Origin of the sequence: Pelagibacterium luteolum, from assembly GCF_900100665.1 — a bacterium.
Taxonomy (GTDB): Bacteria; Pseudomonadota; Alphaproteobacteria; order Rhizobiales; family Devosiaceae; genus Pelagibacterium; species Pelagibacterium luteolum.
Genome location: NZ_FNCS01000003.1, coordinates 178,730 through 199,622, shown reverse-complemented (window position 1 = coordinate 199,622; position 20,893 = coordinate 178,730). Strand labels below are relative to the sequence as shown.

At 60.4% G+C, this 20,893-nt stretch carries 19 protein-coding genes; 8 read left to right on the top strand and 11 right to left on the bottom strand.

The genetic code is table 11. The annotated features are described in order from the left end of the window. Window positions 1-5 precede the first annotated feature (5 nt). On the bottom strand, window positions 6-602 hold the full coding sequence (locus BLR31_RS07450; RefSeq protein WP_090594821.1) for a thymidine kinase: 597 nt from the start codon (window positions 600-602) through the stop codon (window positions 6-8). Window positions 603-902: 300 nt separating this feature from the next. On the opposite strand from BLR31_RS07450, the gene BLR31_RS07445 reads away from it, so the two are divergent. Then, the gene (locus BLR31_RS07445; RefSeq protein WP_090594225.1) at window positions 903-1,310 is read left to right on the top strand and encodes a DUF2147 domain-containing protein; all 408 of its coding nucleotides are present in this window, start codon (window positions 903-905) and stop codon (window positions 1,308-1,310) included. Window positions 1,311-1,314: 4 nt separating this feature from the next. Here BLR31_RS07445 and BLR31_RS07440 read toward each other — a convergent pair whose 3' ends face one another. After that, window positions 1,315-2,544 carry an aminotransferase class V-fold PLP-dependent enzyme gene (locus BLR31_RS07440; protein WP_090594222.1) on the bottom strand — a complete coding sequence of 410 codons (1,230 nt, stop codon included), beginning with the start codon at window positions 2,542-2,544 and terminating at the stop codon, window positions 1,315-1,317. A gap of 100 nt (window positions 2,545-2,644) precedes the next feature. Continuing rightward, window positions 2,645-3,070, bottom strand: a complete 426-nt coding sequence (locus BLR31_RS07435; RefSeq protein ID WP_090594219.1) for a CBS domain-containing protein — start codon at window positions 3,068-3,070, stop codon at window positions 2,645-2,647. A gap of 154 nt (window positions 3,071-3,224) precedes the next feature. Here BLR31_RS07435 and BLR31_RS07430 point away from each other — a divergent pair, with 154 nt between their 5' ends. Further along, window positions 3,225-4,427: a pyridoxal phosphate-dependent aminotransferase gene (locus BLR31_RS07430; protein WP_090594216.1), complete on the top strand. Its 1,203-nt coding sequence runs from the start codon at window positions 3,225-3,227 to the stop codon at window positions 4,425-4,427. 956 nt (window positions 4,428-5,383) lie between these two features. Here the strand turns inward: BLR31_RS07430 and BLR31_RS07425 are convergent. The 4 genes from BLR31_RS07425 to BLR31_RS07410 form a co-directional block, all read right to left on the bottom strand. Beyond that, a complete protein-coding gene (locus BLR31_RS07425; RefSeq protein WP_090594213.1) occupies window positions 5,384-6,277 on the bottom strand; it encodes a LysR family transcriptional regulator in 894 nt (297 codons plus the stop codon). Window positions 6,278-6,347: 70 nt separating this feature from the next. Next, the gene (trxB, locus tag BLR31_RS07420; protein ID WP_090594211.1) at window positions 6,348-7,298 is read right to left on the bottom strand and encodes a thioredoxin-disulfide reductase; all 951 of its coding nucleotides are present in this window, start codon (window positions 7,296-7,298) and stop codon (window positions 6,348-6,350) included. A 154-nt stretch (window positions 7,299-7,452) separates the two neighbouring features. Further along, window positions 7,453-7,926 carry a transcription elongation factor GreA gene (greA, locus tag BLR31_RS07415; RefSeq protein WP_090594208.1) on the bottom strand — a complete coding sequence of 158 codons (474 nt, stop codon included), beginning with the start codon at window positions 7,924-7,926 and terminating at the stop codon, window positions 7,453-7,455. Between the two features lie 307 nt (window positions 7,927-8,233). Next, window positions 8,234-8,443 (bottom strand): cold-shock protein, encoded by a 210-nt coding sequence (locus BLR31_RS07410; protein WP_090594818.1) that lies wholly within the window; start codon window positions 8,441-8,443, stop codon window positions 8,234-8,236. A 408-nt stretch (window positions 8,444-8,851) separates the two neighbouring features. Here BLR31_RS07410 and ltaE point away from each other — a divergent pair, with 408 nt between their 5' ends. Further along, window positions 8,852-9,874, top strand: coding sequence for a low-specificity L-threonine aldolase (gene ltaE, locus BLR31_RS07405; RefSeq protein ID WP_090594205.1), 1,023 nt, complete (start codon window positions 8,852-8,854; stop codon window positions 9,872-9,874). An 80-nt stretch (window positions 9,875-9,954) separates the two neighbouring features. Continuing rightward, the gene (locus BLR31_RS07400; RefSeq protein WP_176762562.1) at window positions 9,955-10,947 is read left to right on the top strand and encodes a class I SAM-dependent methyltransferase; all 993 of its coding nucleotides are present in this window, start codon (window positions 9,955-9,957) and stop codon (window positions 10,945-10,947) included. Window position 10,948: 1 nt separating this feature from the next. On the opposite strand, the gene BLR31_RS07395 is transcribed toward BLR31_RS07400, so the two are convergent. After that, window positions 10,949-11,746: a phytanoyl-CoA dioxygenase family protein gene (locus BLR31_RS07395; protein WP_090594815.1), complete on the bottom strand. Its 798-nt coding sequence runs from the start codon at window positions 11,744-11,746 to the stop codon at window positions 10,949-10,951. Between the two features lie 251 nt (window positions 11,747-11,997). After that, a complete protein-coding gene (carB, locus tag BLR31_RS07390) occupies window positions 11,998-15,309 on the bottom strand; it encodes a carbamoyl-phosphate synthase large subunit (protein WP_090594199.1) in 3,312 nt (1,103 codons plus the stop codon). 236 nt (window positions 15,310-15,545) lie between these two features. Here carB and BLR31_RS07385 point away from each other — a divergent pair, with 236 nt between their 5' ends. Beyond that, window positions 15,546-16,385, top strand: coding sequence for an aldo/keto reductase (locus tag BLR31_RS07385; RefSeq protein ID WP_090594196.1), 840 nt, complete (start codon window positions 15,546-15,548; stop codon window positions 16,383-16,385). Window positions 16,386-16,408: 23 nt separating this feature from the next. Here the strand turns inward: BLR31_RS07385 and BLR31_RS07380 are convergent, their stop codons facing one another. Continuing rightward, entirely contained in the window at window positions 16,409-16,867 is a 459-nt protein-coding gene (locus tag BLR31_RS07380; protein ID WP_090594193.1) for a GNAT family N-acetyltransferase, read from the bottom strand. A 144-nt stretch (window positions 16,868-17,011) separates the two neighbouring features. On the opposite strand from BLR31_RS07380, the gene BLR31_RS07375 reads away from it, so the two are divergent. From BLR31_RS07375 to ypfJ, 3 genes are read left to right on the top strand one after another with little or no spacing between them, the layout of a single operon-like run. Then, window positions 17,012-17,200 carry a hypothetical protein gene (locus BLR31_RS07375; protein ID WP_090594191.1) on the top strand — a complete coding sequence of 63 codons (189 nt, stop codon included), beginning with the start codon at window positions 17,012-17,014 and terminating at the stop codon, window positions 17,198-17,200. Further along, window positions 17,200-17,709, top strand: a complete 510-nt coding sequence (locus BLR31_RS07370) for a cupin domain-containing protein (protein WP_090594189.1) — start codon at window positions 17,200-17,202, stop codon at window positions 17,707-17,709. The genes BLR31_RS07375 and BLR31_RS07370 overlap by 1 nt, the downstream gene beginning before the upstream one ends. A gap of 9 nt (window positions 17,710-17,718) precedes the next feature. Continuing rightward, window positions 17,719-18,627 (top strand): KPN_02809 family neutral zinc metallopeptidase, encoded by a 909-nt coding sequence (gene ypfJ, locus BLR31_RS07365; protein WP_090594186.1) that lies wholly within the window; start codon window positions 17,719-17,721, stop codon window positions 18,625-18,627. A 106-nt stretch (window positions 18,628-18,733) separates the two neighbouring features. Here ypfJ and BLR31_RS07360 read toward each other — a convergent pair whose 3' ends face one another. Further along, window positions 18,734-20,722, bottom strand: a complete 1,989-nt coding sequence (locus BLR31_RS07360) for a bifunctional 2',3'-cyclic-nucleotide 2'-phosphodiesterase/3'-nucleotidase (RefSeq protein ID WP_090594184.1) — start codon at window positions 20,720-20,722, stop codon at window positions 18,734-18,736. Window positions 20,723-20,893 lie beyond the last annotated feature (171 nt).

Here is a 20,893-nt window from a genome sequence, read left to right as displayed (position 1 = left end):
GAAAATCAATCCTTGCTGATCGGCCAGCGGCCCACGGTTTCTTCCCAGTGGCGGCGGCAGAGCGAGATATATTTGTCGTTGCCGCCGATGTCGACCTGTTCGCCGACCGTCAGTGGCTGGCCGTCGGGGCCGAGGCGGATGACCATGGTGGCCTTGGCGCCGCAATGGCAGATGGTGCGGACTTCGCGCAGCGTATCGGCGATGGCCAGAAGCTCCGCCGACCCAGGGAACAGCTTGCCCTGGAAATCGGTGCGCAGACCATAGCACATAATCGGAATGTTCAGGCGGTCGGCGACGCGGGCCAGTTGCCAGACCTGATCGGTGGTCAGAAACTGGGCTTCATCGAAAAAGATGCAGCTATAGGGCGTTGCGGCATGGGCGCGCTCGATGATGGTGAAGAGATCGTCGGTGGCAGTGAACAGCAGGGCTTCGGACGATACGCCGATGCGCGAGGCGATCATGCCGGTACCGGCTCGGTCGTCGAGGGCGGCGGTGAACAGCAGCGTGTTCATGCCGCGCTCGCGGTAATTGTAGGACGCCTGCAGGAGCAGCGTGGATTTGCCGGCGTTCATGGCGGCATAGGAAAAATAGAGCTTTGCCACGCGCTGTCCTGTTGAGCGTTGGTGCGGAGTTTCTGGTTTTAGCGCGTGCGGGGTCGCGTGGGGCGGGCGGGGTGCGATCATCCACAGGAAAAGAAAACGGCCGCCGGGGCAGGGCGACCGGGAGTTGGCCGGATATGGATCGGCTATGGACGCTGACAGGGGTGTGTCAGCAGCAGAATGGAGGGTAGGGGGCGGAGGTGACGGTGTTGTGACAGAGCCGTGAGGGGCGATTCATGTAGCGTTCAGTTGCCCGATTGCAGTGTCGCTTGCAGTCGATATTCCCCATTTGGAGATTTGCACATGGCACGCTCGCGCGTTCTTCGTCTTATGGCCGCCCTTGGCGTGGTGCTTGCGCTGGCTGTGCCGGCCGTGGCTCAGGAGCAGTTCAATCCGGTGGGTGTATGGGAGCCGGACAATCGGGAGTCGCGGTATGAGTTCACGATCTGTGGGGCGAATTCGGATCGGCTTTGCGCTGAACTGATCTGGATCCGCGAGGACAAGAAGGACGCGCGCAACACCAAATATCTCAACACCTACATGTTCAAGGACGCGCGGCAGACGCGGTTGAACCATTGGCGGGGGACGGTGACGCTCGAAGGGTTCAATATCGGCGGGACCGTGGATCAGTCGAGCAATGATCGCATGCAGCTCAAGGCGTGTGCGCTGTTTGTCTTTTGCGAAGATATCCGGCTCAGCCGAGTCGAGTAGCGGCTTAGAGTTCGGCGTCGAGGGCGGCGATCAACTGGTCGACTTCGGCCGGGGTCGAGTAGTGAACGAAGCTCAGGCGCAGGACGCCCTTTTCGGGGTCGATACCGAGACGCTGCATCAGGCGATAGGCATAGAAGTGCGAGCCGCCGGCCATGATCTTATGGTCGGCGAGGCGCCTGGCGGCGGCGATGCCGGGCTCATCGAGTTCGAGGGCGATCGTGGGGGCGCGGCCTTCTGGCGTGGCGGGGCCGATGAGGCGGATGTCGTTGCGTGAGCGGAGGTAGTCGAGGAGCGGAGCCATCAGGGCCTGTTCCTGATCGTGCATGGCGCGCTCGGCCCGGCGGAATGGGTTGGCGGTCCGGTCTTCGGGCAGAAGGGCGGCTACGGCTTCGAGATAGTCGGCCATGCCGGCGCATGCGGCGATCTGGGCGTGATCGGGCCCTGCGGGGGTCAAGCGCTTGCGGGGCAGGGTGGCGTTGAAGACGTGACCCTGGTTGGGGAGGGAATCGTTGAGGTCGGGGCGGACGACCATGATGCCCTGGTGGGGGCCGTAGGTCTTATAGGCAGAAAAGAGATAGATGTCGGCGCCCAGCGCCGTGACATCGGGCAGGCCGTGGGGCGCGTAGGACACGCCGTCGACGATGGTGATGAGATTCTGGCCCTTGAGACGAGCGCAGATATCGGCGACCGGGTTGATTTCGCCCACGATATTTGAGACGTGCGGGAAGGCGACGACGCGTACGGTGTCGTCGATCAGCGCATAGAGATCGGCGGGATCGAGATGGCCGGTTTCGGGGTCCGCCTGCCACTCGCGGATGGTGATGCCGCGTGCTTCGAGGCGACGCAGGGCGCCCATGTTCGCCTCGTGATCCTGGTTGGTGACGACGATGGTATCGCCGGGCTTAAGCCAGTCGCCGATGGCGTTGGCGAGCACATAGGCGTTTGCAGTGGTTGAGGGGCCGAAATGAATGGCTTCGACCGGGACGTTGAGGGCCGAGGCGAGGCGCGCGTGGGCTAAATCCATGGCCTCGCCGCCGGAGATCGAAGCAGGGTAGGCGCCGTAGGGCTGGAGCTTGGTTCGCGTATAGAAATTGGTCAGGCGATCGATGACATGGCTTGCCGTGTAGGAGCCACCTGCGTTCTCGAAAAAGGCCCAACCCGCGAGCGAGGGTTCCGCGAAAGCGGGGAAGAAGGCGCGGATCGCCTCTGGGGCGAGGGGCAGGGCAGAGGGCATGTCGAGAAACCGAACTGGAGGGATTTGCCCAGTCCTAGCCGGTCTCAAAGGTGGCGGCAACACTGCAAAGTGGTGCCGGGGTTACGACCCGATCCGAGCCTTAGCTGGCGATATATTCGCGCAGGGCTCCGGCTTCCTGCTCGGCTTCGTCGAGCTTGCGTTTGACGACGTCGCCGATCGAGATGATGCCGACCAGTTCGCCATCTTCCACCACGGGCAGGTGACGGAAGCGACCGCGCGTCATTGTGTCCATCGCCTTTTCGATGGTGTCCTGACGCGTACAGGTTTTTGGATTGGCGGTCATGATGTCGGACACCGGGCGCGTGCGGAACCCTTCGGCACTCCCGGCGAGATGGCGCACGATATCGCGCTCGGACACGATGCCGGTTACCTTGCTGCCTTCGCACACGGGGATGGCGCCGATATTGTGCCGCGCGAGTTCGGCGATGACCTCTCCGATGGTCATGTCGGGGCTGGCGGTCACGACCGTATTGCCCTTGCCGCTCAGAATTGACTCAACAAACATCGCCAACGTCTCCTCTTTATATCCAGTAGCTTGCCTTGAGTATGGGCAACGCGCAAGGGCGCTGAAAGGTATCAATTTTGCCAATAGGAGCGTGGCAGGCACGGCGATTACGCGCTAGAACGCGTCGGTAACATCAGCCTGAAAGAGTAACGACATGGGCCTTATATCGGACGCGCTTGGGCGTGTGCAGCCGTCCGCGACCGTTGGAATTTCGCAACTGGCGCGGCAATTGGCCAAGGACGGCAAGGACATCATTGCGCTGTCGGCGGGCGAGCCGGATTTCGATACGCCAGAGCATGTCCGCAAGGCGGCGATCGCGGCGATCGATCGTGGCGAGACGCGCTATACCAATATCGAAGGGATCGCCGAGCTCAAGGAGGCCGTGGCGGCTAAGTTTCGGCGCGATAACGGGCTCGATGTGAGTGCCGAGGATTGTTTCGTTTCGGCCGGCGGCAAGCAGATCATCTTCAACGCGCTGATGGCGACGCTCAATTCCGGTGACGAGGTCGTGGTGCCGGTGCCCTATTGGGTGAGCTATCCCGAGATCGTGCGACTGGCGGGCGCGGAGCCGATCTTTGCGCAGGCGAGCCAGGAAACTGGGTTCAAGCTGACGCCCGATGCGCTGGAGGCGGCGATCTCCGAGCGTACGAAATGGCTCATTCTCAACACGCCGTCCAATCCATCTGGAGCGGCCTATACGCGTGAGGAACTGGCGGGATTGGCCGAAGTGCTGATGCGGCATCCGCATGTGTATATCCTCACCGACGATATCTATGAGGTGCTGGTTTATGACGGGCGGACGTTCGCGACGATCGCCGAGGTCGAGCCCGCTTTGATGGCGCGGACGCTGACCATGAATGGGGTGTCGAAATCGCATGCGATGACCGGCTGGCGGATAGGCTATTGCACCGGTCCCAAGGATATCCTGAAAGCCATGCAGAAATTGCAGGGCCAGTCGACTACCAACCCGCCGTCGATCTCGCAGTGGGCAGCGGTCGAGGCGTTGAACGGGCCGCAGGACTTTCTCAAGGACTGGCAGGCGGTCTTTCAAAAGCGCAGGGATTTTGTCGTCGGGCGGCTGAATGCGTGCGTCGGACTGGAGAGCCTTGTGCCCGAGGGGGCGTTCTACGCGTTTCCCTCCTGCAAGGGGTTGCTCGGGAAGACCAGCAGCGGCGGCAGGACCCTTGCCACTGATGAGGACGTGGTGATGGCGCTGCTTGGGGAAAACGGCGTGGCGCTGGTGCATGGCAGCGCGTTTGGCCTGGCCGGCCACTTCCGGATTTCCTACGCGGCTTCGGATGCGCAGCTAGAAGATGCGATGGGGCGCATCGAAAAGTTCTGCGCCGGCGTCCACTAGCCGCAGCACAAAAAAAGAGGCTCCGTCCGAAGACGGAGCCTTGACCGGGCAAAGCCCAAATCTCTCAGTTTACGACCCTGCCGAGGGAGGAGGAGACGGCTCAGGTCGGTTGAACGAAGGATGTGGGAGGAGGATACATCGCCCGTTCGGTGTCTAGAGCGAGGGGCCTTGGGAGGAGGAGTAAGGCGCGTCGCTCATCGACAATGTGAATATGAGCCGATCCGTTCCCGCCCACAATGCGCAATACCGCATAGCAGCTATGCATTAGGCAGACCTAAGTGCATGCACATTTTGTGTGCAGGCATCATGGATTGGCAAAGCTGAAAAAGAAGAGAGGCCCCACCGGGGAGGACCGGTGGAGCCTCTAAACTAGCGGCCGCTTTTCGAGGGAGGAGGTTCGAAAATACGGCCTTAGGAGCGGTCAGGAGGGAGGAGGAGGAACCTTCCCGCTCTTTAATGTCACCTCGCAGGGGGCTTCGGGAGGAGGAGGAGAAGCGCGCTGCGTCAGTGACCCGCTCTATATGCCAATCTAATCACGACTTGAAAAGTAGTGTTACGTCATGGCAGCCATGCATTTCGTGCAAGTGTCGAGATCGTCGGCTGCTCATCGGATGGGCACAGGGAAACTCGGAGCAAAAAAAAGCCCCGCTCGAGGGGAGAGCGGGGCCTAGGACGAGAAGCAAGCTTCTCGTTAGGAGGGAACATCAAACGCGCCCAAAGGGAGGAGGAAAAGCGCGCAATGTCTGGCGGATAGGTAGAGTTAAGATCGTGCATCCACAACCCCGCCGAGCACATGCCAGCCATGTGAATTTTGCATAACGATGCACATGTAATGAGCAAAGTGCCCGGATTTGCAGCGATTTCTTGTATGCAGGGGAGATCGCCGGCAGGCAAAATTTTTACGCAATTGCCCCCGTGTGCGGCGATTGCTCAAGGCGTGCGGGCTGAAAATAGGGTCAGTATTGCCAGTCGCGGGCTTTTTCGACCAGGAAGTCGCGGAAGACGCCGACTCGCTTGGAGTTCTTGAGGGCCGGCGGATAGACGAAATAAGTTTCGAATTCCGGCAGGTCGATATCGGTCAAGACACGCTGAAGGCTGGGTTCTTCTTCAGTGATGTAGTCGGGCAGCATTGCGATGCCGATTCCCTGGCGGCAAGCCTGCATCATACCGTAAATGGCGTTGACCTTGAGGCTCGTGCGGCGTGGGGAATTATCGGGCCGGCCGATACGCTCCAAAAAATTGACGTCGCCAAGATAGGAGGGCGACGGCTCGCCGAACGTGATGATCTTGTGCGCGTCAAGGTCTTCTATGGAACTCGGCGTTCCATGCTGTGCGAGGTAGCTCTCGGACGCATAGATATGGAAGTGGACGGTGAACAGCTTGCGCTGAATCATTTCGGACTGGTTCGGGCGATGCAGGCGGATCGCCACGTCGGCCTCACGCATAGCAAGGTCGAGCTCGGCGTCGTTGAGCTTGATCTCGAGCTGGATCGTTGGATAGAGCTCGACAAATTCGTGGATGCGCTTGGTCAGCCAGGTCGAGCCGAAGCCGACGGTGGTGGTCACCAGAAGGGGGCCGGTTGGGACGTCCTGGCTCTCGGTCATCTGAGCCTGGACCGACTGCAGTTCCCAAGCCATGCGATGGGCCGTACGGAAAAGCTGCTCGCCCACTTCGGTGAGGACAAGGCCGCGCGCGTGGCGGATGAAGAGCTTTAGGCCCAGATCTTCTTCCAGCGCGGAAATCTGCCGCGACACAGCAGACTGGGACATGCCGAGCTTTTCGGCGGAATGGGTAAAGCTTCCCGATTCCGCGGCAATGTGGAATATGCGCAGCTTATCCCAATCCAGCATTGTCGCGAAGTCCCCTCTGTTCGCGCACCCGGAGCATCAGTTCCGGGTCCTCAAGTGTCGCCTGATCCGCTTATTCCGCGGCTTCGGCCAATTCATGTGCCGCCAGATACCGTTCCGCTTCGAGCGCTGCCATGCAGCCCATGCCCGCCGCGGTGACGGCTTGACGATAAACGTCGTCGGTAACATCGCCGGCGGCAAATACCCCCGGAACCGACGTCGCGGTGCTATCGGGCGCGGTGACGATATAGCCCCCGTGCTTCATTTCGAGCTTACCGTCAAAGATGTCCGTGGCAGGAGCGTGACCGATGGCGACGAAAATACCGTCGACGTCGATTTCGCTGGTTTCGTTCGTGGTCGTGCTGCGCAGCGTTGCAGCGCGGACCGAAGGGGGCATGTTGTCGCCCTTTACCTCATCGAGCACGGTGTTCCAGCGCACCTCGATCTTGGGGTGCTTGAACAGGCGCTGCTGCATGACCTTTTCGGCCGAGAACTGGTCGCGGCGGTGCGCGATGATGACCTTGGAGGCGAAATTGGTGAGGAACAGGGCTTCCTCAACCGCTGTGTTGCCACCACCGATCACCAGAACGGTTTTGTCGCGATAGAAAAACCCGTCGCAGGTAGCGCAGGCGGAAACGCCAAAGCCCTTGAACTTTTCTTCCGTCGGTAGACCCAGCCATTTGGCCTGGGCGCCGGTAGCGATGATGACACTGTCGGCAGTGTAGGTTTTGCCGCTGTCGCCGAAGAGGCGCAAAGGGCGGCTGTTGAAATCGACATCGACGATCAGGTCGTTTTCGATTTTCGTGCCCATATGCTCGGCCTGCGCGCGCATCTGCTCCATGAGCCATGGGCCCTGGATGGGATCGGCAAAGCCGGGGTAGTTCTCAACGTCTGTGGTGATGGTGAGCTGACCGCCCGGCTGCATGCCGGTGATCATGAGAGGTTCCAGCATGGCACGGGCTGCATATATGGCGGCTGTGTAGCCAGCCGGGCCCGAGCCGATGATGATTGTCTTGGCGTGCATGGTGGATGTGCCGATCAATTTGCGTTGGCACAAATATGGCACGGCGTGTCGTTGTTACAAGCTTTCCGGGCACTTGGCGGGGGAAAACCCCGCGAGTGCGACGAAAATGCACGCCTTATGCGAGCGGGGCCGCGATGGCCCCGCCCGTATGGGCTTACTTGAAGACGATCTTGAGGATTTCGTAGCCGCGCGAACCACCGGGGGCGGAGACCTCGATAGAATCACCAACGGCCTTGCCGATCATGGCGCGGGCGATAGGCGAGGAGATCGAAATGCGGCCAGCCGATGCATCGGCCTCGGCGTCGCCGACGATCTGGTAGGTCTTTTCCTCGTCGGTGTCTTCATCGACCATGGTGACCGTGGCGCCGAACTTGATTGTCGAGCCCGAGAGCTTGGACACGTCGATCACTTCCGCCTTGGCGAGGATCGACTCGAGTTCCATCACGCGACCTTCGTTCAGGCTCTGCTGCTCCTTGGCGGCATGATATTCGGCGTTTTCCGAAAGGTCGCCATGGGCGCGCGCTTCCGAAATCGCATCGATGATTTTGCGGCGCTCCTCGCCGGCGCGGCGCTCGAGTTCCAGTTGCAGGGCGGCGTGGCCCTCTACGGTCATGGGGATCTTGTCCATAATAATCCCTCCTTGGTTAGATCGCGTTGTGACGCAAATAGAAATTATCGTCGCCGACGACTGCCAGCGGACGCGCTTTACGTTTTCGGGGAAACCTACGGTGATCAGGTTGCCCGCCCTTGCCCCTTGGGTCAAGCGCAATCGCCGGAACATCGGTTGCCACGATCGGGCTGTGCGCTATGTGGGAGGGATGCCGGCCGTCCACAAGGGTTGCGCCCAAATGAAAAGCGCGGACCCGATCGGTCCGCGCCCTTAACGTTTTGCCCGCCCCGAGAGCACAGGCCATGCTGTCGGTTTGGGCTGCGTTTCAGGCAGCGGTGAGGTTGCCGGCCGCCGATTTGCCCGTGCGCTTGTCCTTGACGATCTCGTAGGAGATCTTCTGGCCTTCATCCAGACCGGTCATGCCGGATGTCTGGACGGCAGAGATGTGGACGAATACATCCGCCCCGCCTTCGTCAGGCTGAATGAAGCCGTAGCCCTTCTGAGTGTTGAACCATTTGACGGTGCCAGTTGCCATGGCAGTGTCCTTTCGCGTCGCTGTGTAATCAAGGAGATCCCCCAAGGCTCTCCAGAATATATCGAAGTCTTGGTTCGGGACGTCAGCAGGCGCGAAAAAACGCACGGCTAGATCAGTCGGCCGCAATTTCGATCCTAAATCATTAGAAGAAATGCCGGGAATATTCAAGCGTCTCTGAATAACGGCGCGGGCAAAATTTTTTTACCTTGGACTAGACAGTAGACCTGACCTAAGGAGTTGGGGCGAACGCTGACATGTCAGTAATGGTTTGTGCGTTGCTGCAGTAAAATTTGCGGTTTGGCGAATAGAGCGGATCGCTGAAGAAAAAGCTGCAAGTCACCGGGTTATTGGCCTGGGCTGCGGGGGCAGATATGGATGGTTCACCGATCCCTCCTTATGTGACCCAGCATGACACAGCCTGTTTATGACTTTCGTTCCGATACCGTGACACGTCCCGATGCGGGAATGCGCGCAGCCATGGCAGAGGCGCCGGTGGGAGACGACGTTTATGGCGAGGACCCCACGGTTGCGGCGCTGGAAGTGCGCGTAGCGGAGTTGATGGGCAAGGCTGTGGGGCTGTATCTTCCGTCCGGGACGCAGTCGAACCTTATCGCTCTCATGGCCCATTGCGAGCGGGGTGACGAGTTCATCGCCGGGCAGCAGGCGCATGCTTATAAATACGAGGCTGGCGGCGCGGCTGTGCTGGGATCGATCCAGCCGCAGCCGATCGAAAATGCGCCGGATGGCAGTCTGCCGCTCGACAAGATCGAGGCGGCCATCAAGCTCGATGACATTCATTTCGCGCGTACCCGGCTGTTGGCGCTGGAAAACACGATCGGCGGGAAGGTGTTGCCGCAGACCTATGTCGAGGAGGCGACCGAATTGGCGCGGCGGCATGGACTCGCGACACATCTCGATGGGGCACGGATTTTCAATGCGGCGGTTGCGTCGAACCGGTCGGCGCAAGACCTCGCCGCGCCGTTCGATACGGTGTCGGTGTGCCTCTCCAAGGGTCTTGGTGCGCCTATCGGTTCGGTGCTTGTTGGGAGCGAACAGCTGATCGAGAAGGGCCGGCGGTTGCGCAAGATGCTGGGCGGCGGCATGCGGCAGGCGGGTATCGTCGCTGCTGCAGGGCTCTATGCTCTCGAGCACAATATCGAGCGCCTTGCCGACGACCATTCTCATGCAAGGCGGCTTGCCGAGGGGCTGGCGCGGCATGGACAACTGACCGTCGAGATGCCGCAAACCAATATCATCTTTTTGACCGCGGAACACGAGATTGCCGGGGCGTTTGCAGATCATCTTGCTGGTGCGGGAATCGTCGTCTCGGGGCGCTATGGGCAGCAGCGCTGGGTGGTGCACAAGGATCTGGGTGACGAGGCGATCGCGGCGGCTCTGGCAGCTGTCGAAGAATTCTTCTCGACGCGCTAAGTCTGTTCTTGCTTTTTTTCTCGCGCGGGAGCATTTCCCCGCGCGCCGGCATGTGCCGGTCCATCCGGACCACATCCATCTTGAACGCGACATTTCTGTCTTCGGGCGACCTTCTGATCGATCGCCGGGCGCATTACGCGCAAATGCTGGCCGATGCCGGCGACTTTCACGCAGCAGCCGATTTGATGGCGCAAACATTGGCGAAAGCTCCGGACTGGGCGGCAGGCTGGATGATGAAGGGCCAGTTTTCGCTCAAGTCTGGCGCACTGGGTGAGGCGATCGCGGACTGGCAACACGCGGCGGAACTCGACCCTTCCGGGACGCTCGGGGCGCAGATGCATCTGGCTGCACACGGTATCGCGGATGTGGAGCCAGAAACGCAGGCAGCGTATGTCGAGGCGCTTTTCGATCAGTATGCCGATCATTTCGAGACCGCCCTGCTGCAGAAACTCGACTATGTCGTGCCGGGCAAGCTGCAGGCGATGATTGCCGAGAGCATGGCGGCGTTCGCGCTTGAGGGTTTCGCGCGGGGCATCGATCTGGGCTGCGGGACCGGGCTGATGGGCGAGCGTTTGCGACATGCCGTTTCGCATCTCGTGGGGGTCGATCTTTCAGGCGCGATGGTGGCCGAGACGGCTCGCAAGGATATCTATGATGCTCTCGAGCGGGCTGAACTGCTCAATTTTCTCATTGAGCCCGGCCGGGTCGCCGATCTGGTGACGGCGGCGGATGTGTTCATGTATTGCCCGTCGCTTCCGCCCATTTTTGCTGCGGTTCATGGGGTGTTGCGCGAGGGCGGGATGTTTGCATTTTCGATCGAGCGGCATGCAGGCCCTGAAGATCAGGTGCTGCAAGATAGCCTGCGTTACGCTCACAATGGGGATGTCGTGCGTCAGACTCTTGCAGGTCTCGGATTTGAGGTGGTGGCGGTTGCGGAGGAGGTCATCCGGCAGGATCGCGGGGTCCCGGTCATGGGGATGCTTTTTGTTGCGCGTAAACCTGAACAGACGCTTGCCGCTACCGAGATCGCCGAAGCGGAAGCGATGGACGCTCCCGCTCCGGTTTTGCACTAAGTCACAGGACCAAGCGGCAGGCCTGTCGTATTGCCGTCTGCACCGGAGAGGGCGGCAGGCCGGGGTCGAAGCCATGCGCGGGTATCAGCGGAGGCTGTGCCATGAATTTGACCCGGTTTCCTGTGTTGGGCTGTGCGGCGTGGACGAGAAATGGGTGGCAGAGATACACCGTTCCTGCCGGCCCTGCCGCAAGGGCTTCTGGACAGCGATCGGTGTCGGCAAAATTGCCGGCCATCATCTGGCGCATCGTTGCTCCATCTTCTCCATAGGGGAGGAGAAAACGTGCCATGTCCAAATGCGACCCCACACGGATCCGGGTAGGTGCATCGTTCTCTTTAACGTCCGAAAACAAAAACAGCATCAGAAGGGCGCGACCCTTCGATGTGATGTTGGCGCGGATGCTGAAAAAATCGCTGGCATCGTCCGTGGGAAGCGTGAAGCTTGCATCGATATGCCAGCCATCGTCTCCCGGCGCTTCTGTCGAGGGGAAGCGGATCGGGAATGTGCCGAGCCCCTGAGGTGCTAGCCAGCGGCCTTTCCCCACGAGCTGATCATAAGCCGCGTGCAAAAGCGGTGTATTGGCAGCCTGCCTGAATGGGGCGTCCGCATAGCCGCCAAGGCGGATGACGGGTTTCGTCCAGGTCGAGGGGTCGTTGGGATCGCAACCCGTGTCACGCCAGAGAATGGCGCGGCCTTCGTCGGCGTATTCGCGCGGGAAGGCGTTGTCGATCCGGACGAAACCGTCGGCAATAAAGGAGTCGATCTGCGCCTGCGTAAGCGCGTTCGGTGTATTGGGCATTGTTGGATAGTCCATGAGTTCGCGTTGCCGCGTATAGCGGCTGGTCGGGCGCGGGCCCGGCTCAAACAAGCTTCCCATGAGGAAAGCGCCGGATCAGGCGCTCAGGAAGACGGCGAAATTTTTGGACGTCATGAACATGCGGCCGAATATACGCTCTGACGCGATCGGGTCAAGCGAGCGGGAATGTCGGTCGTGCGGATGGAGCGGCGCTGTGGCCCGAAAAGAAAGGGGCGCCGTGGCGCCCCTCAAGATCATGCTGCGAAGTAATCCTGCAGCGGTCGCACCGTCAAATTGCCGCTGCGGTAGGCGATGATGCCTTCGGCTGCAGCGACAGCGCCCGGGATTGTCGTGTAGTAGGGCACTTTGCTCATCAGAGCGGCGCGGCGGATGTCGCGGCTGTCGGACACGGCCTTGGCGCCATCGGTGGTGTTGATGACCAATTGCACGTCGCCGTTCTTGATGGCGTCCACGATGTGCGGACGGCCTTCCAGCACCTTGTTGATCTTGGCGCAGGCGATGCCCTGTTCTGCAAAGAACCGCTGCGTTCCACCGGTCGCGATGATCTTGAAGCCCGCGGCGGAAAGATTGCGGATCGAGTCGACGATGGCGGCTTTGTCGTCGTCGCGGACCGAGACGAACACTGTGCCCTCGCGGGGTACTTTGACGCTGGCTCCAAGCTGCGATTTCGCGAAGGCCATGGCGTAATCGGTATCAAGGCCGATGACTTCGCCCGTCGACTTCATTTCCGGGCCGAGAACCGTATCGACGCCCGGGAAGCGTGCGAAGGGGAAGACGGCTTCCTTGATGGCGATATGTTCGAGGACGCGTTCTTCCAGGCCAAAGGATGCGAGCTTTTCGCCAGCCATGATGCGGGCCGCGATCTTGGCGATCGGGTAGCCGATGACCTTTGCCACGAAGGGCACCGTGCGCGATGCGCGCGGGTTCACTTCAAGAACGAAGAGGGTGTTGTCCTTAAGGGCAAACTGGACGTTCATGAGGCCGCCAACGCTGAGGGCGCGAGCCATCTCGCCGGCCTGGCGCTTGAGTTCGGCGATGATTTCCGGGCTGAGCGAGTGCGGGGGGAGCGAGCATGCGCTGTCGCCGGAGTGGATGCCGGCTTCTTCGATATGCTCCATGATGCCCGCCACAAAGACGTCAGTCCCGTCCGAGAGGCAGTCGACGTCGATTTCGACGGCGCCCTGAAGATAGCTATCGAACAATAGCGGGTTGTTGGCGAGGACCGAATTGATCTGGCCGGTCTTGTCGTTGGGGTAGCGCTGGCGGATATCGGGCGGGACCAGTTCGGTCAGGGTCGACTGGACGTAGCGCTCAAAATCCTCTGCCGAATGACAGATCATCATGGCGCGGCCGCCCAGAACGTTGGACGGGCGGATGACGAGCGGATAGCCCAAGCCTTCCGCAACGATGCGCGACTGCTCGAGCGAATAGGCGATGCCATTCTTGGGTTGGGTCAGATCGAGCCGGTTTAAGAGCTTCATGAACTGGTCGCGATCTTCGGCGAGGTCGATCTTGTCGGGCTGCGTGCCAAGGATCGGCACGCCGGCGCGTTCGACAGCTGCGGCAAGCTTGAGCGGGGTCTGGCCACCGAACTGGACGATGACGCCGTGCAGCGTGCCGTTCTGCTTTTCGGTGGTAAGGATTTCGATGACGTCTTCTTCGGTTAGCGGCTCGAAATAAAGGCGGTCGGACGTATCGTAGTCGGTCGACACGGTCTCTGGGTTGCAGTTGACCATGATGGTTTCGTAGCCGGCATCCGACAGGGCGAATGCAGCGTGGCAGCAGCAGTAATCGAACTCGATGCCTTGTCCGATGCGGTTCGGGCCGCCGCCGAGGATCACGACCTTTTTCCGATCGGACGGACGCGCTTCGTCGGCAACCGCACCGGCGAACGGCATTTCGTATGTCGAATACATGTAAGCGGTCGGCGAGGCGAATTCGGCCGCCGAGGTGTCGATGCGCTTATAGACCGGGCGCACGCCGAGGGCGTGACGGTGGTTGAGCACCTGCTTTGGCGTCTTGCCGGAGAGCTCAGCGAGGCGCGGGTCGGAAAAGCCCATCGCCTTGAGCATGCGCATCTGGCTTTCGCTTTCGGGCAGTCCGTGCTCGCGCACTTTCTTTTCGGTGTCGACGATGGCCTGTATCTGTTCGAGGAACCAAGGATCGATGCGGCAGGCCTCGTGGATCATCTCGTGATCGTAACCAAGCCGCATGGCTTCGGCGACCCAGAGCAGGCGGTCGGGCGTGGGCGTGCCGAGGGCAGCGCGGACGGCGTTCTTGTCATCGCCTTCGCCAAGGCCAGGAATGCCGATTTCGTTGAGGCCGGTCAGGCCGGTTTCGAGCGAGCGCAGGGCTTTTTGCAGCGATTCGGGGAAGGAGCGTCCGATGGCCATGGCTTCGCCGACCGACTTCATCGATGTGGTCAGGCGATTGTCTGCGCCGGGGAATTTCTCGAAGGCGAAGCGCGGGATCTTGGTGACGACGTAGTCGATGGTCGGCTCGAACGAGGCTGGCGTGGCGCCGCCCGTGATGTCGTTTTCGAGTTCGTCGAGGGTGTAGCCGACGGCCAGACGCGCGGCGACCTTGGCGATGGGAAAGCCCGTGGCTTTCGAGGCAAGCGCGGATGAGCGCGACACACGCGGGTTCATTTCGATGACGATCATGCGACCATCTTCGGGATTGATCGCGAACTGGACGTTGGAGCCGCCGGTTTCGACACCGATCTCGCGCAGGACCGCCAGCGAGGCGTCGCGCATGATCTGGTATTCCTTGTCGGTCAGCGTCAGGGCTGGGGCGACGGTGATCGAATCGCCTGTATGGACGCCCATTGGATCGATGTTTTCGATCGAGCAGACGATGATGCAGTTGTCCTTCTTGTCGCGGACAACTTCCATCTCATACTCTTTCCAGCCGAGGACGGATTCCTCGATCAGGACTTCATTGGTGGGCGAGGCGTCGATGCCCGATTCGCAGATCGCGAGGTATTCTTCGCGGTTGTAGGCGATGCCGCCGCCGGTGCCGCCAAGCGTGAAGCTGGGGCGAATGATGGCGGGCAGGCCGATCACTTCGAGCGCCTGCAGGGCTTCAATGGTGTTGTGGGCGAGGCGCGAGGTTGGCGTCGCGAGCCCGATCTTGGTCATGGCGTCGCGGAAAAGCTCGCGGTCTTCTGCCTTATCGATGGCCTCGGCGTTGGCGCCGATCATTTCGACGCCGAATTTTTCGAGCACGCCCATCTTGTTGAGCGACAGCGCGCAGTTGAGTGCCGTCTGGCCGCCCATGGTGGGGAGGAGAGCGTCGGGGCGCTCCTTTTCGATGATCTTGGCGACGACTTCGGGAGTGATGGGCTCCATGTAGGTCGCATCGGCCACGTCCGGGTCGGTCATGATCGTTGCGGGATTGGAGTTCACCAGAATAATACGGTAGCCCTCTTCGCGCAGGGCCTTGCAGGCCTGGGTCCCCGAGTAATCGAATTCGCAGGCCTGGCCGATAATAATCGGTCCAGCCCCGATGATGAGGATGGATTTGATGTCTGTGCGTTTAGGCATGGGGTGCTTCTCGTGCAGCGAGCGCGCGGCAGGGAGGCGACGCGCGTCGGACAGGCTTCGGATTCACTTGGCTAGGCGGTCTCCTTAGAGCAACCGAATAGGGATTTCCAGCGTTTAGGCATGGATTCTTTTCCCCAATCTGGCGTTTTCTGCGCCAGCGCATAGACTGGACTGCGCCAACCGGCGGTTTGCCGTCTATCGCGATCTTTCGTCTCACCGTTTAAAGGAGCGCCCTCATGCCTCAGCAGACATCCATAACGCTTGCCGATGGGCATTCGATTCCGCAATTGGGCCTGGGTACCTGGAAGCTAGACGCGACCAATATGCCCATCGTCGTCGAGGCGGCGCTCGAAGCGGGCTATCGGCATTTCGACACAGCTTATGCGTATCGGAACGAGGCCGCGCTGGGGGATGCGCTCAAGGCTTCAGGCGTGGCGCGTGACGAGCTTTATATCACCAGCAAGCTTCCGAGTGGTCGGCATGGGTATGACTCGACGCTCAGCACATTCGACGAGACGATGACCAATCTCGGGGTGGATGTTCTCGATCTCTACCTGATCCACTGGCCGCTCCCGCGCACCGGCAATTTCGTTGATACGTTCAAGGCATTTATCAAGCTCAAGGAGGATGGCCGGATCAAATCGATCGGGGTGTCCAATTTTCATGAGGCGCATCTGGAAAAGCTGATTGCAGAAACGGGTGTGACGCCCGTGGTCGATCAGATCGAGCTGTCTCCAGCTTTCCAGCAGAAGCCACTACGGGCGTTCCATGAAAAGCACGGTATCAAGACCGAGAGCTGGAGCCCGCTCGGGACCGGCGACGTGCTCGACAATGCGGAGCTGAAATCAATCGGCGAGAAGCATGGAAAGACGGCAGCTCAGGTTACGATCCGCTGGCACATCCAGAACGGGCTGATCGTCATTCCGAAGTCGTCGAACCCGGAGCGCATCAAGCAGAATTTCCAGGTGTTCGACTTCGAACTCGATGCTGATGATATGGCGCGGATCGACACGCTCGACAGCGCGGATGGCCGGACAGGGGCCAATCCCGACGAGGCTGAGTTTTCTCAGGTTTAAGACGTTAAGGCTCTGAATCCGATTCAGAGCTTTAGCTTAAAGCCTTCGTGGCTCTTGGAAAAACCGATGCGCTCGTAAAATCGATGCGCGTCGGTTCTTTGTTTATTGGAGGTCAGCTGCACGAAGGCACAGCCGCGCGCTCTGGCCTGGTCGGCGGCCCAGGCCATCATCTGCTCGCCGATGCGTTTGTTGCGGTGCGTGGCCGATACATGGACGTTTTCGACCGTGCAGCGCCAAGCACCGCGACGGGAAATGCCGGGCGTGAACGTGAGCTGGAATGTGCCGACGGGCTCACCATCCAAGGTCGCGATCAAGAGCATCTGGTTGGGGTCTGCATCAATGGCAGCCAAGGCTGCGAGATAGCCAGGGGCTTGCGGGTTTGCGGCATCTTCGGTCGAACCATAGACGCTATCTTCTTCGATCAGAGCGATGATGAATGCAAGGTCGTCCCGTGTGGCGGCGCGAATGGTCGTCTCGATCATGTGAAAGTCACTTATTCTGAGGGTTGTCGGCGCGGTGTTGCGGCAAGGCGACAAATAATGCGGGGTTATCAGGAGCGGCGGAACAAAGGGGGGCAATCGCCGTTTCTCCAGCCATTACAACCCAACCGAACGAGGGATATCAAGATGGTTGAGCGCGAACGTGAAACGGTTATCGTCAACGGCAATGGTGGCGGTGGCAGCGGTGGATTGATTGCGGCGGTTATCGTCGCCCTGATCGTCATCGTCGGCATCATTTATTTCGTCAATGTCAATTCCGGTGGCGCCGGCGGCACCGTTTCGGTCGATGTGCCTGCGGTTGAAGTCACCCAGTAATGCAGGGTGACTGCTCACGCGTCGAAAGCAGGGTTTTCGCTGACGACGGAACCTTCCCCAACAGTTTCATGCCGGTGCTCATCTACCGGCGGGCTCTGGAGGGGGAGGTGACCAGCAGCCGGATCGAAGCGATGTTTGCGGCCAATAACTGGCCAGCTCAATGGGTCGCTTCGATCTACGATTATCATCATTATCATTCGACGGCCCATGAGGTGCTCGGGGTCTGCGCTGGCTCGGCAAGGGTTGCGCTTGGCGGTCCGAACGGTGAGGTCGTTGACCTTGCTGTCGGCGATGTCGTCGTCATACCGGCTGGTGTGGCGCACAAGCTGGAAAGTGCATCCGACGATTTTGCTGTCGTTGGCGCCTATCCGCCCGGCCAGGATTGGGATGTCTTGGTGGGCGAGGAGCGTGAGCGGGTGATTGCCAATGACAATCTCGCTCATGTTCCGTTGCCAAAATCGGATCCGGTGTGTGGTGCATCGGGGCCTTTGGTCGAAGTCTGGCATTGAGGGATTGCAATGAAGTGGCGCGGGCGCAAGCGGTCTAGCAACGTCCAGGACCGTCGCGGTTCGGGTGGTGGCATGTTCGGTCGATCGGCAGGCGTCGGCGGATCGGGCATTCGCATTCCCACCGGACCCGGCGGCGGTGGGCTGGGTATCGGCGCCATCGTCATTATCCTGATCGTCGGCGCGGTATTGGGCATCAATCCACTTTCATTGCTTGATGGCTCACTCGGTACGGGAACGGGCGATAGGGGATCGGTCTCGCGGCCGCTGCCCGAAGCGGGCGAAGACGATCTCGCCGATTTCGTCGCTGTTGTCGTTCAGGACACCGAGGATCTCTGGACGGAAGTGTTCATCGAGAACGGCATGACCTACGTACCCGCGACGGTAGTGCTGTTTTCCGGCAGCGATCAATCGGCGTGCGGGCTGGCCGATGCGCGGACCGGTCCATTTTATTGCCCGGCGGACCAGAGCGTTTATATCGATCTTACGTTTTATGACACGCTGCGCCAGCAGTTCGGCGCGCCGGGCGACTTCGCGCAGGCCTACGTGATCGCGCACGAAGTGGGGCATCACGTCCAGAATTTGACGGGGGTCTTGCCGGAGTATGCTCAGGCCATTCAGTCGATGAGCGAGGAGGAGGCGAATGCCTATTCCGTCCGTATCGAATTGCAGGCCGATTGTTATGCCGGGGTGTGGGCCAATTATATCGGCGAGGAAAATCTGCTGGAGGATGGCGATGTCGCAGAAGCGATCAATGCCGCCGAGCAGATCGGCGACGATGCGATCCAGGAGCGCACGCAGGGCGTGGTGATTCCCAAGACCTTCACGCATGGCACGTCAGCGCAGCGCAGCGAGTGGTTCGACCGCGGCTATCAGTCTGGCGATGCGGGAGCCTGTGACACGTTCTCCGGCCCGATCTGAGACTTTCAAAACTCGGGCCTCAAGTTCTGATTCAACTTGAGGCCCGATCTCTGTAGCCGATTCCGGAACAAGCGTTAGTTGCTTGTTCCGGAATCGATTTTTATCTTCAGAGCGTGATGCGATACACGCCGAAACCGGCTTCGCTGGTGTCGCCTGTGGGCTCTATCGATATGGCCGTGACATCGGCCAGATGTTGCTCGGCAGCGGGTCCTGTTTCGAAGAGGACCGATGTGTCGCCGATTTCGGCCAACGACCAGTTGCTGTCGGCAGCCGGATCGATCGTGCCTTCCTCAACGATATAGCGAACGATCAGGTCGCGGTTGGTGTCGGGACCCATGAAGATGATCTTGTCCGGCCCGATGCCCGGGAAGCCACCACCGCCACCGGCGCGATAGTTGTTGGTCGCGACGATGAACTCAGCCGCCGGGTCGATGGGCGCCCCATCATACATCAGATTGACGATGCGTTCCGCATCCTCGTTTTCCAGCGCCCCACCATCGGCGGCGTATTTGGAGGGCTGGGTGATGTCGATCTTGTACGTGACGCCGTCGATGACGTCGAAATTGTAGGATGGGAAGGCCGGGTTGATCAGAGGCTGATCGGCTTCGCCAGGGGTCACTTGATTGAAGATGCCGGCGGAACGCTCCAGCCATTCCTTGATGTCGGCACCGGTCAACAACACAGCCTGGATGGTGTTGGGGTAGAGGTAGAGATCGGCCACGTTGCGGATGGCCACGGGGCCGACGGGCACATCGGTGTAATACTCAGGCCCGCCGCGACCGCCGGCCTTGAACGGGGCGGCAGCCGAGAGAATCGGGATGCCTTCCCATTCGGTGCCGGCCATCATCTGTTCGAGATAGGCGGTCTGGGCGATGTTGACGATCTGGACGGAAGGATCGTCGGCCACCAGAGCGAAATAGGAATGCAGCGGCGCCGCGGTTTCGCCGACAGCCGTCCGCACATATTCCAGCGTCGCCTGATGTTCGGTTTCGACGGCAGCGAGGACCGCATCGTCGGTCTCGACGGTGGGCGTCACCTGGCCGTCGACGCGCTCGTAGATGGGGCGGGCTTCGACGGTGTGGGAGAGGATCGACCAGTTGCCGTCGGCGTCGGTTTCGAGCAGCAGGTCGACGAGGCCCATGTGGCTGCCCCAGAAGCCGGCCATGACGCCAGGTTTTCCGTTCAGCGTGCCGGCTTCGACATCGACGCCCTCAATGCCTTCGAAATCGGGGCCGGGGAAAACGAGATGCTGATGTCCGGCGAGAACAACGTCGATGCCTTCGACCGCGCCGAGCTGGAGCGAGGCATTTTCCATCATCGGGAAAGCGTCGCCGCCTTCGATGCCGCCATGGTTCATGGCGATGATGATGTCGGCGCCTTCCTCACGCATAATGGGGACGTAATATTCGGCGGTCTCGATGATGTCGCGCGGGGCGACTTCGCCTGTCAAATGTGCCGAGTCCCAAGTCATGATCTGGGGCGGTACGAAACCGATCAGGCCGATGCGGATTGTGTGGGTCTCGCCGGCGCCGTCGGTCAGCTCCTTCTCGATGATCGTATAGGGTTCGAACAGCGTGTCGTCATCGGCAGGGGAGGCGGGGAGTTCGGCGCCGCGGACGACATTGGCCAGGACGACCGGGAATTGCGCGCCGGCCATGGCCGCTTCGAGGAAGGGCAGGCCGTAGTTGAATTCGTGATTGCCGATGGTGCCGGCATCGTAGCCCAACGCATTCATGGCCGCGATGGTGGGGTGGACGTCATCTTCATCCACACCGCGCTCATAGGCAACATAGTCACCCATAGGGCTGCCCTGGATGGAATCGCCGTTGTCGAGAAGGATGGCGTTGCCGGCTTCGGCGCGAATGTCTTCGATGATCGAGGCCGTGCGGGCGAGGCCGAGCGTATTGTCCTCGCCATCGGCATAATAGTCATAGGGCAGGATATTGACGTGGATGTCGGTGGTTTCGAGGATGCGGAGGTGAGCCTGATTGGCCTGGGCCAGCACCGCGAAGGGGTGCATGACGACCGCCGCCGCACCGACCGACGCGGTCCCGGCGAGAAAGGCGCGCCGGCTGATTGAGAGCTTGTGGTGCATGATGTCCCTCCAAGGACGATGGGGTTCTTGAAATCCCGCCGCTATGCGACGAGCACGATCGCGTTCCCCCTTTGCCGCAGTTTTCTGACGGCCCGATGACGCGAGTGTGCGTAAGGTCGCGCCTTTTTATCGTTTGGTCAAATATTTGATCGTGGGCTGTGGATTTCGCCG

What these genes read in the sequence shown, in the direction of transcription:
- BLR31_RS07445 (WP_090594225.1), top strand. Translation starts at nt 903, where the DNA reads ATGGCACGCTCGCGCGTTCTTCGTCTTATGGCCGCCCTTGGCGTGGTG.
- BLR31_RS07440 (WP_090594222.1), bottom strand. Translation starts at nt 2,544, where the DNA reads ATGCCCTCTGCCCTGCCCCTCGCCCCAGAGGCGATCCGCGCCTTCTTC.
- BLR31_RS07435 (WP_090594219.1), bottom strand. Translation starts at nt 3,070, where the DNA reads ATGTTTGTTGAGTCAATTCTGAGCGGCAAGGGCAATACGGTCGTGACC.
- BLR31_RS07430 (WP_090594216.1), top strand. Translation starts at nt 3,225, where the DNA reads ATGGGCCTTATATCGGACGCGCTTGGGCGTGTGCAGCCGTCCGCGACC.
- BLR31_RS07425 (WP_090594213.1), bottom strand. Translation starts at nt 6,277, where the DNA reads ATGCTGGATTGGGATAAGCTGCGCATATTCCACATTGCCGCGGAATCG.
- trxB (WP_090594211.1), bottom strand. Translation starts at nt 7,298, where the DNA reads ATGCACGCCAAGACAATCATCATCGGCTCGGGCCCGGCTGGCTACACA.
- greA (WP_090594208.1), bottom strand. Translation starts at nt 7,926, where the DNA reads ATGGACAAGATCCCCATGACCGTAGAGGGCCACGCCGCCCTGCAACTG.
- BLR31_RS07410 (WP_090594818.1), bottom strand. Translation starts at nt 8,443, where the DNA reads ATGGCAACTGGCACCGTCAAATGGTTCAACACTCAGAAGGGCTACGGC.
- ltaE (WP_090594205.1), top strand. Translation starts at nt 8,852, where the DNA reads ATGACACAGCCTGTTTATGACTTTCGTTCCGATACCGTGACACGTCCC.
- BLR31_RS07395 (WP_090594815.1), bottom strand. Translation starts at nt 11,746, where the DNA reads ATGCCCAATACACCGAACGCGCTTACGCAGGCGCAGATCGACTCCTTT.
- carB (WP_090594199.1), bottom strand. Translation starts at nt 15,309, where the DNA reads ATGCCTAAACGCACAGACATCAAATCCATCCTCATCATCGGGGCTGGA.
- BLR31_RS07385 (WP_090594196.1), top strand. Translation starts at nt 15,546, where the DNA reads ATGCCTCAGCAGACATCCATAACGCTTGCCGATGGGCATTCGATTCCG.
- BLR31_RS07380 (WP_090594193.1), bottom strand. Translation starts at nt 16,867, where the DNA reads ATGATCGAGACGACCATTCGCGCCGCCACACGGGACGACCTTGCATTC.
- BLR31_RS07375 (WP_090594191.1), top strand. Translation starts at nt 17,012, where the DNA reads ATGGTTGAGCGCGAACGTGAAACGGTTATCGTCAACGGCAATGGTGGC.
- BLR31_RS07370 (WP_090594189.1), top strand. Translation starts at nt 17,200, where the DNA reads ATGCAGGGTGACTGCTCACGCGTCGAAAGCAGGGTTTTCGCTGACGAC.
- ypfJ (WP_090594186.1), top strand. Translation starts at nt 17,719, where the DNA reads ATGAAGTGGCGCGGGCGCAAGCGGTCTAGCAACGTCCAGGACCGTCGC.
- BLR31_RS07360 (WP_090594184.1), bottom strand. Translation starts at nt 20,722, where the DNA reads ATGCACCACAAGCTCTCAATCAGCCGGCGCGCCTTTCTCGCCGGGACC.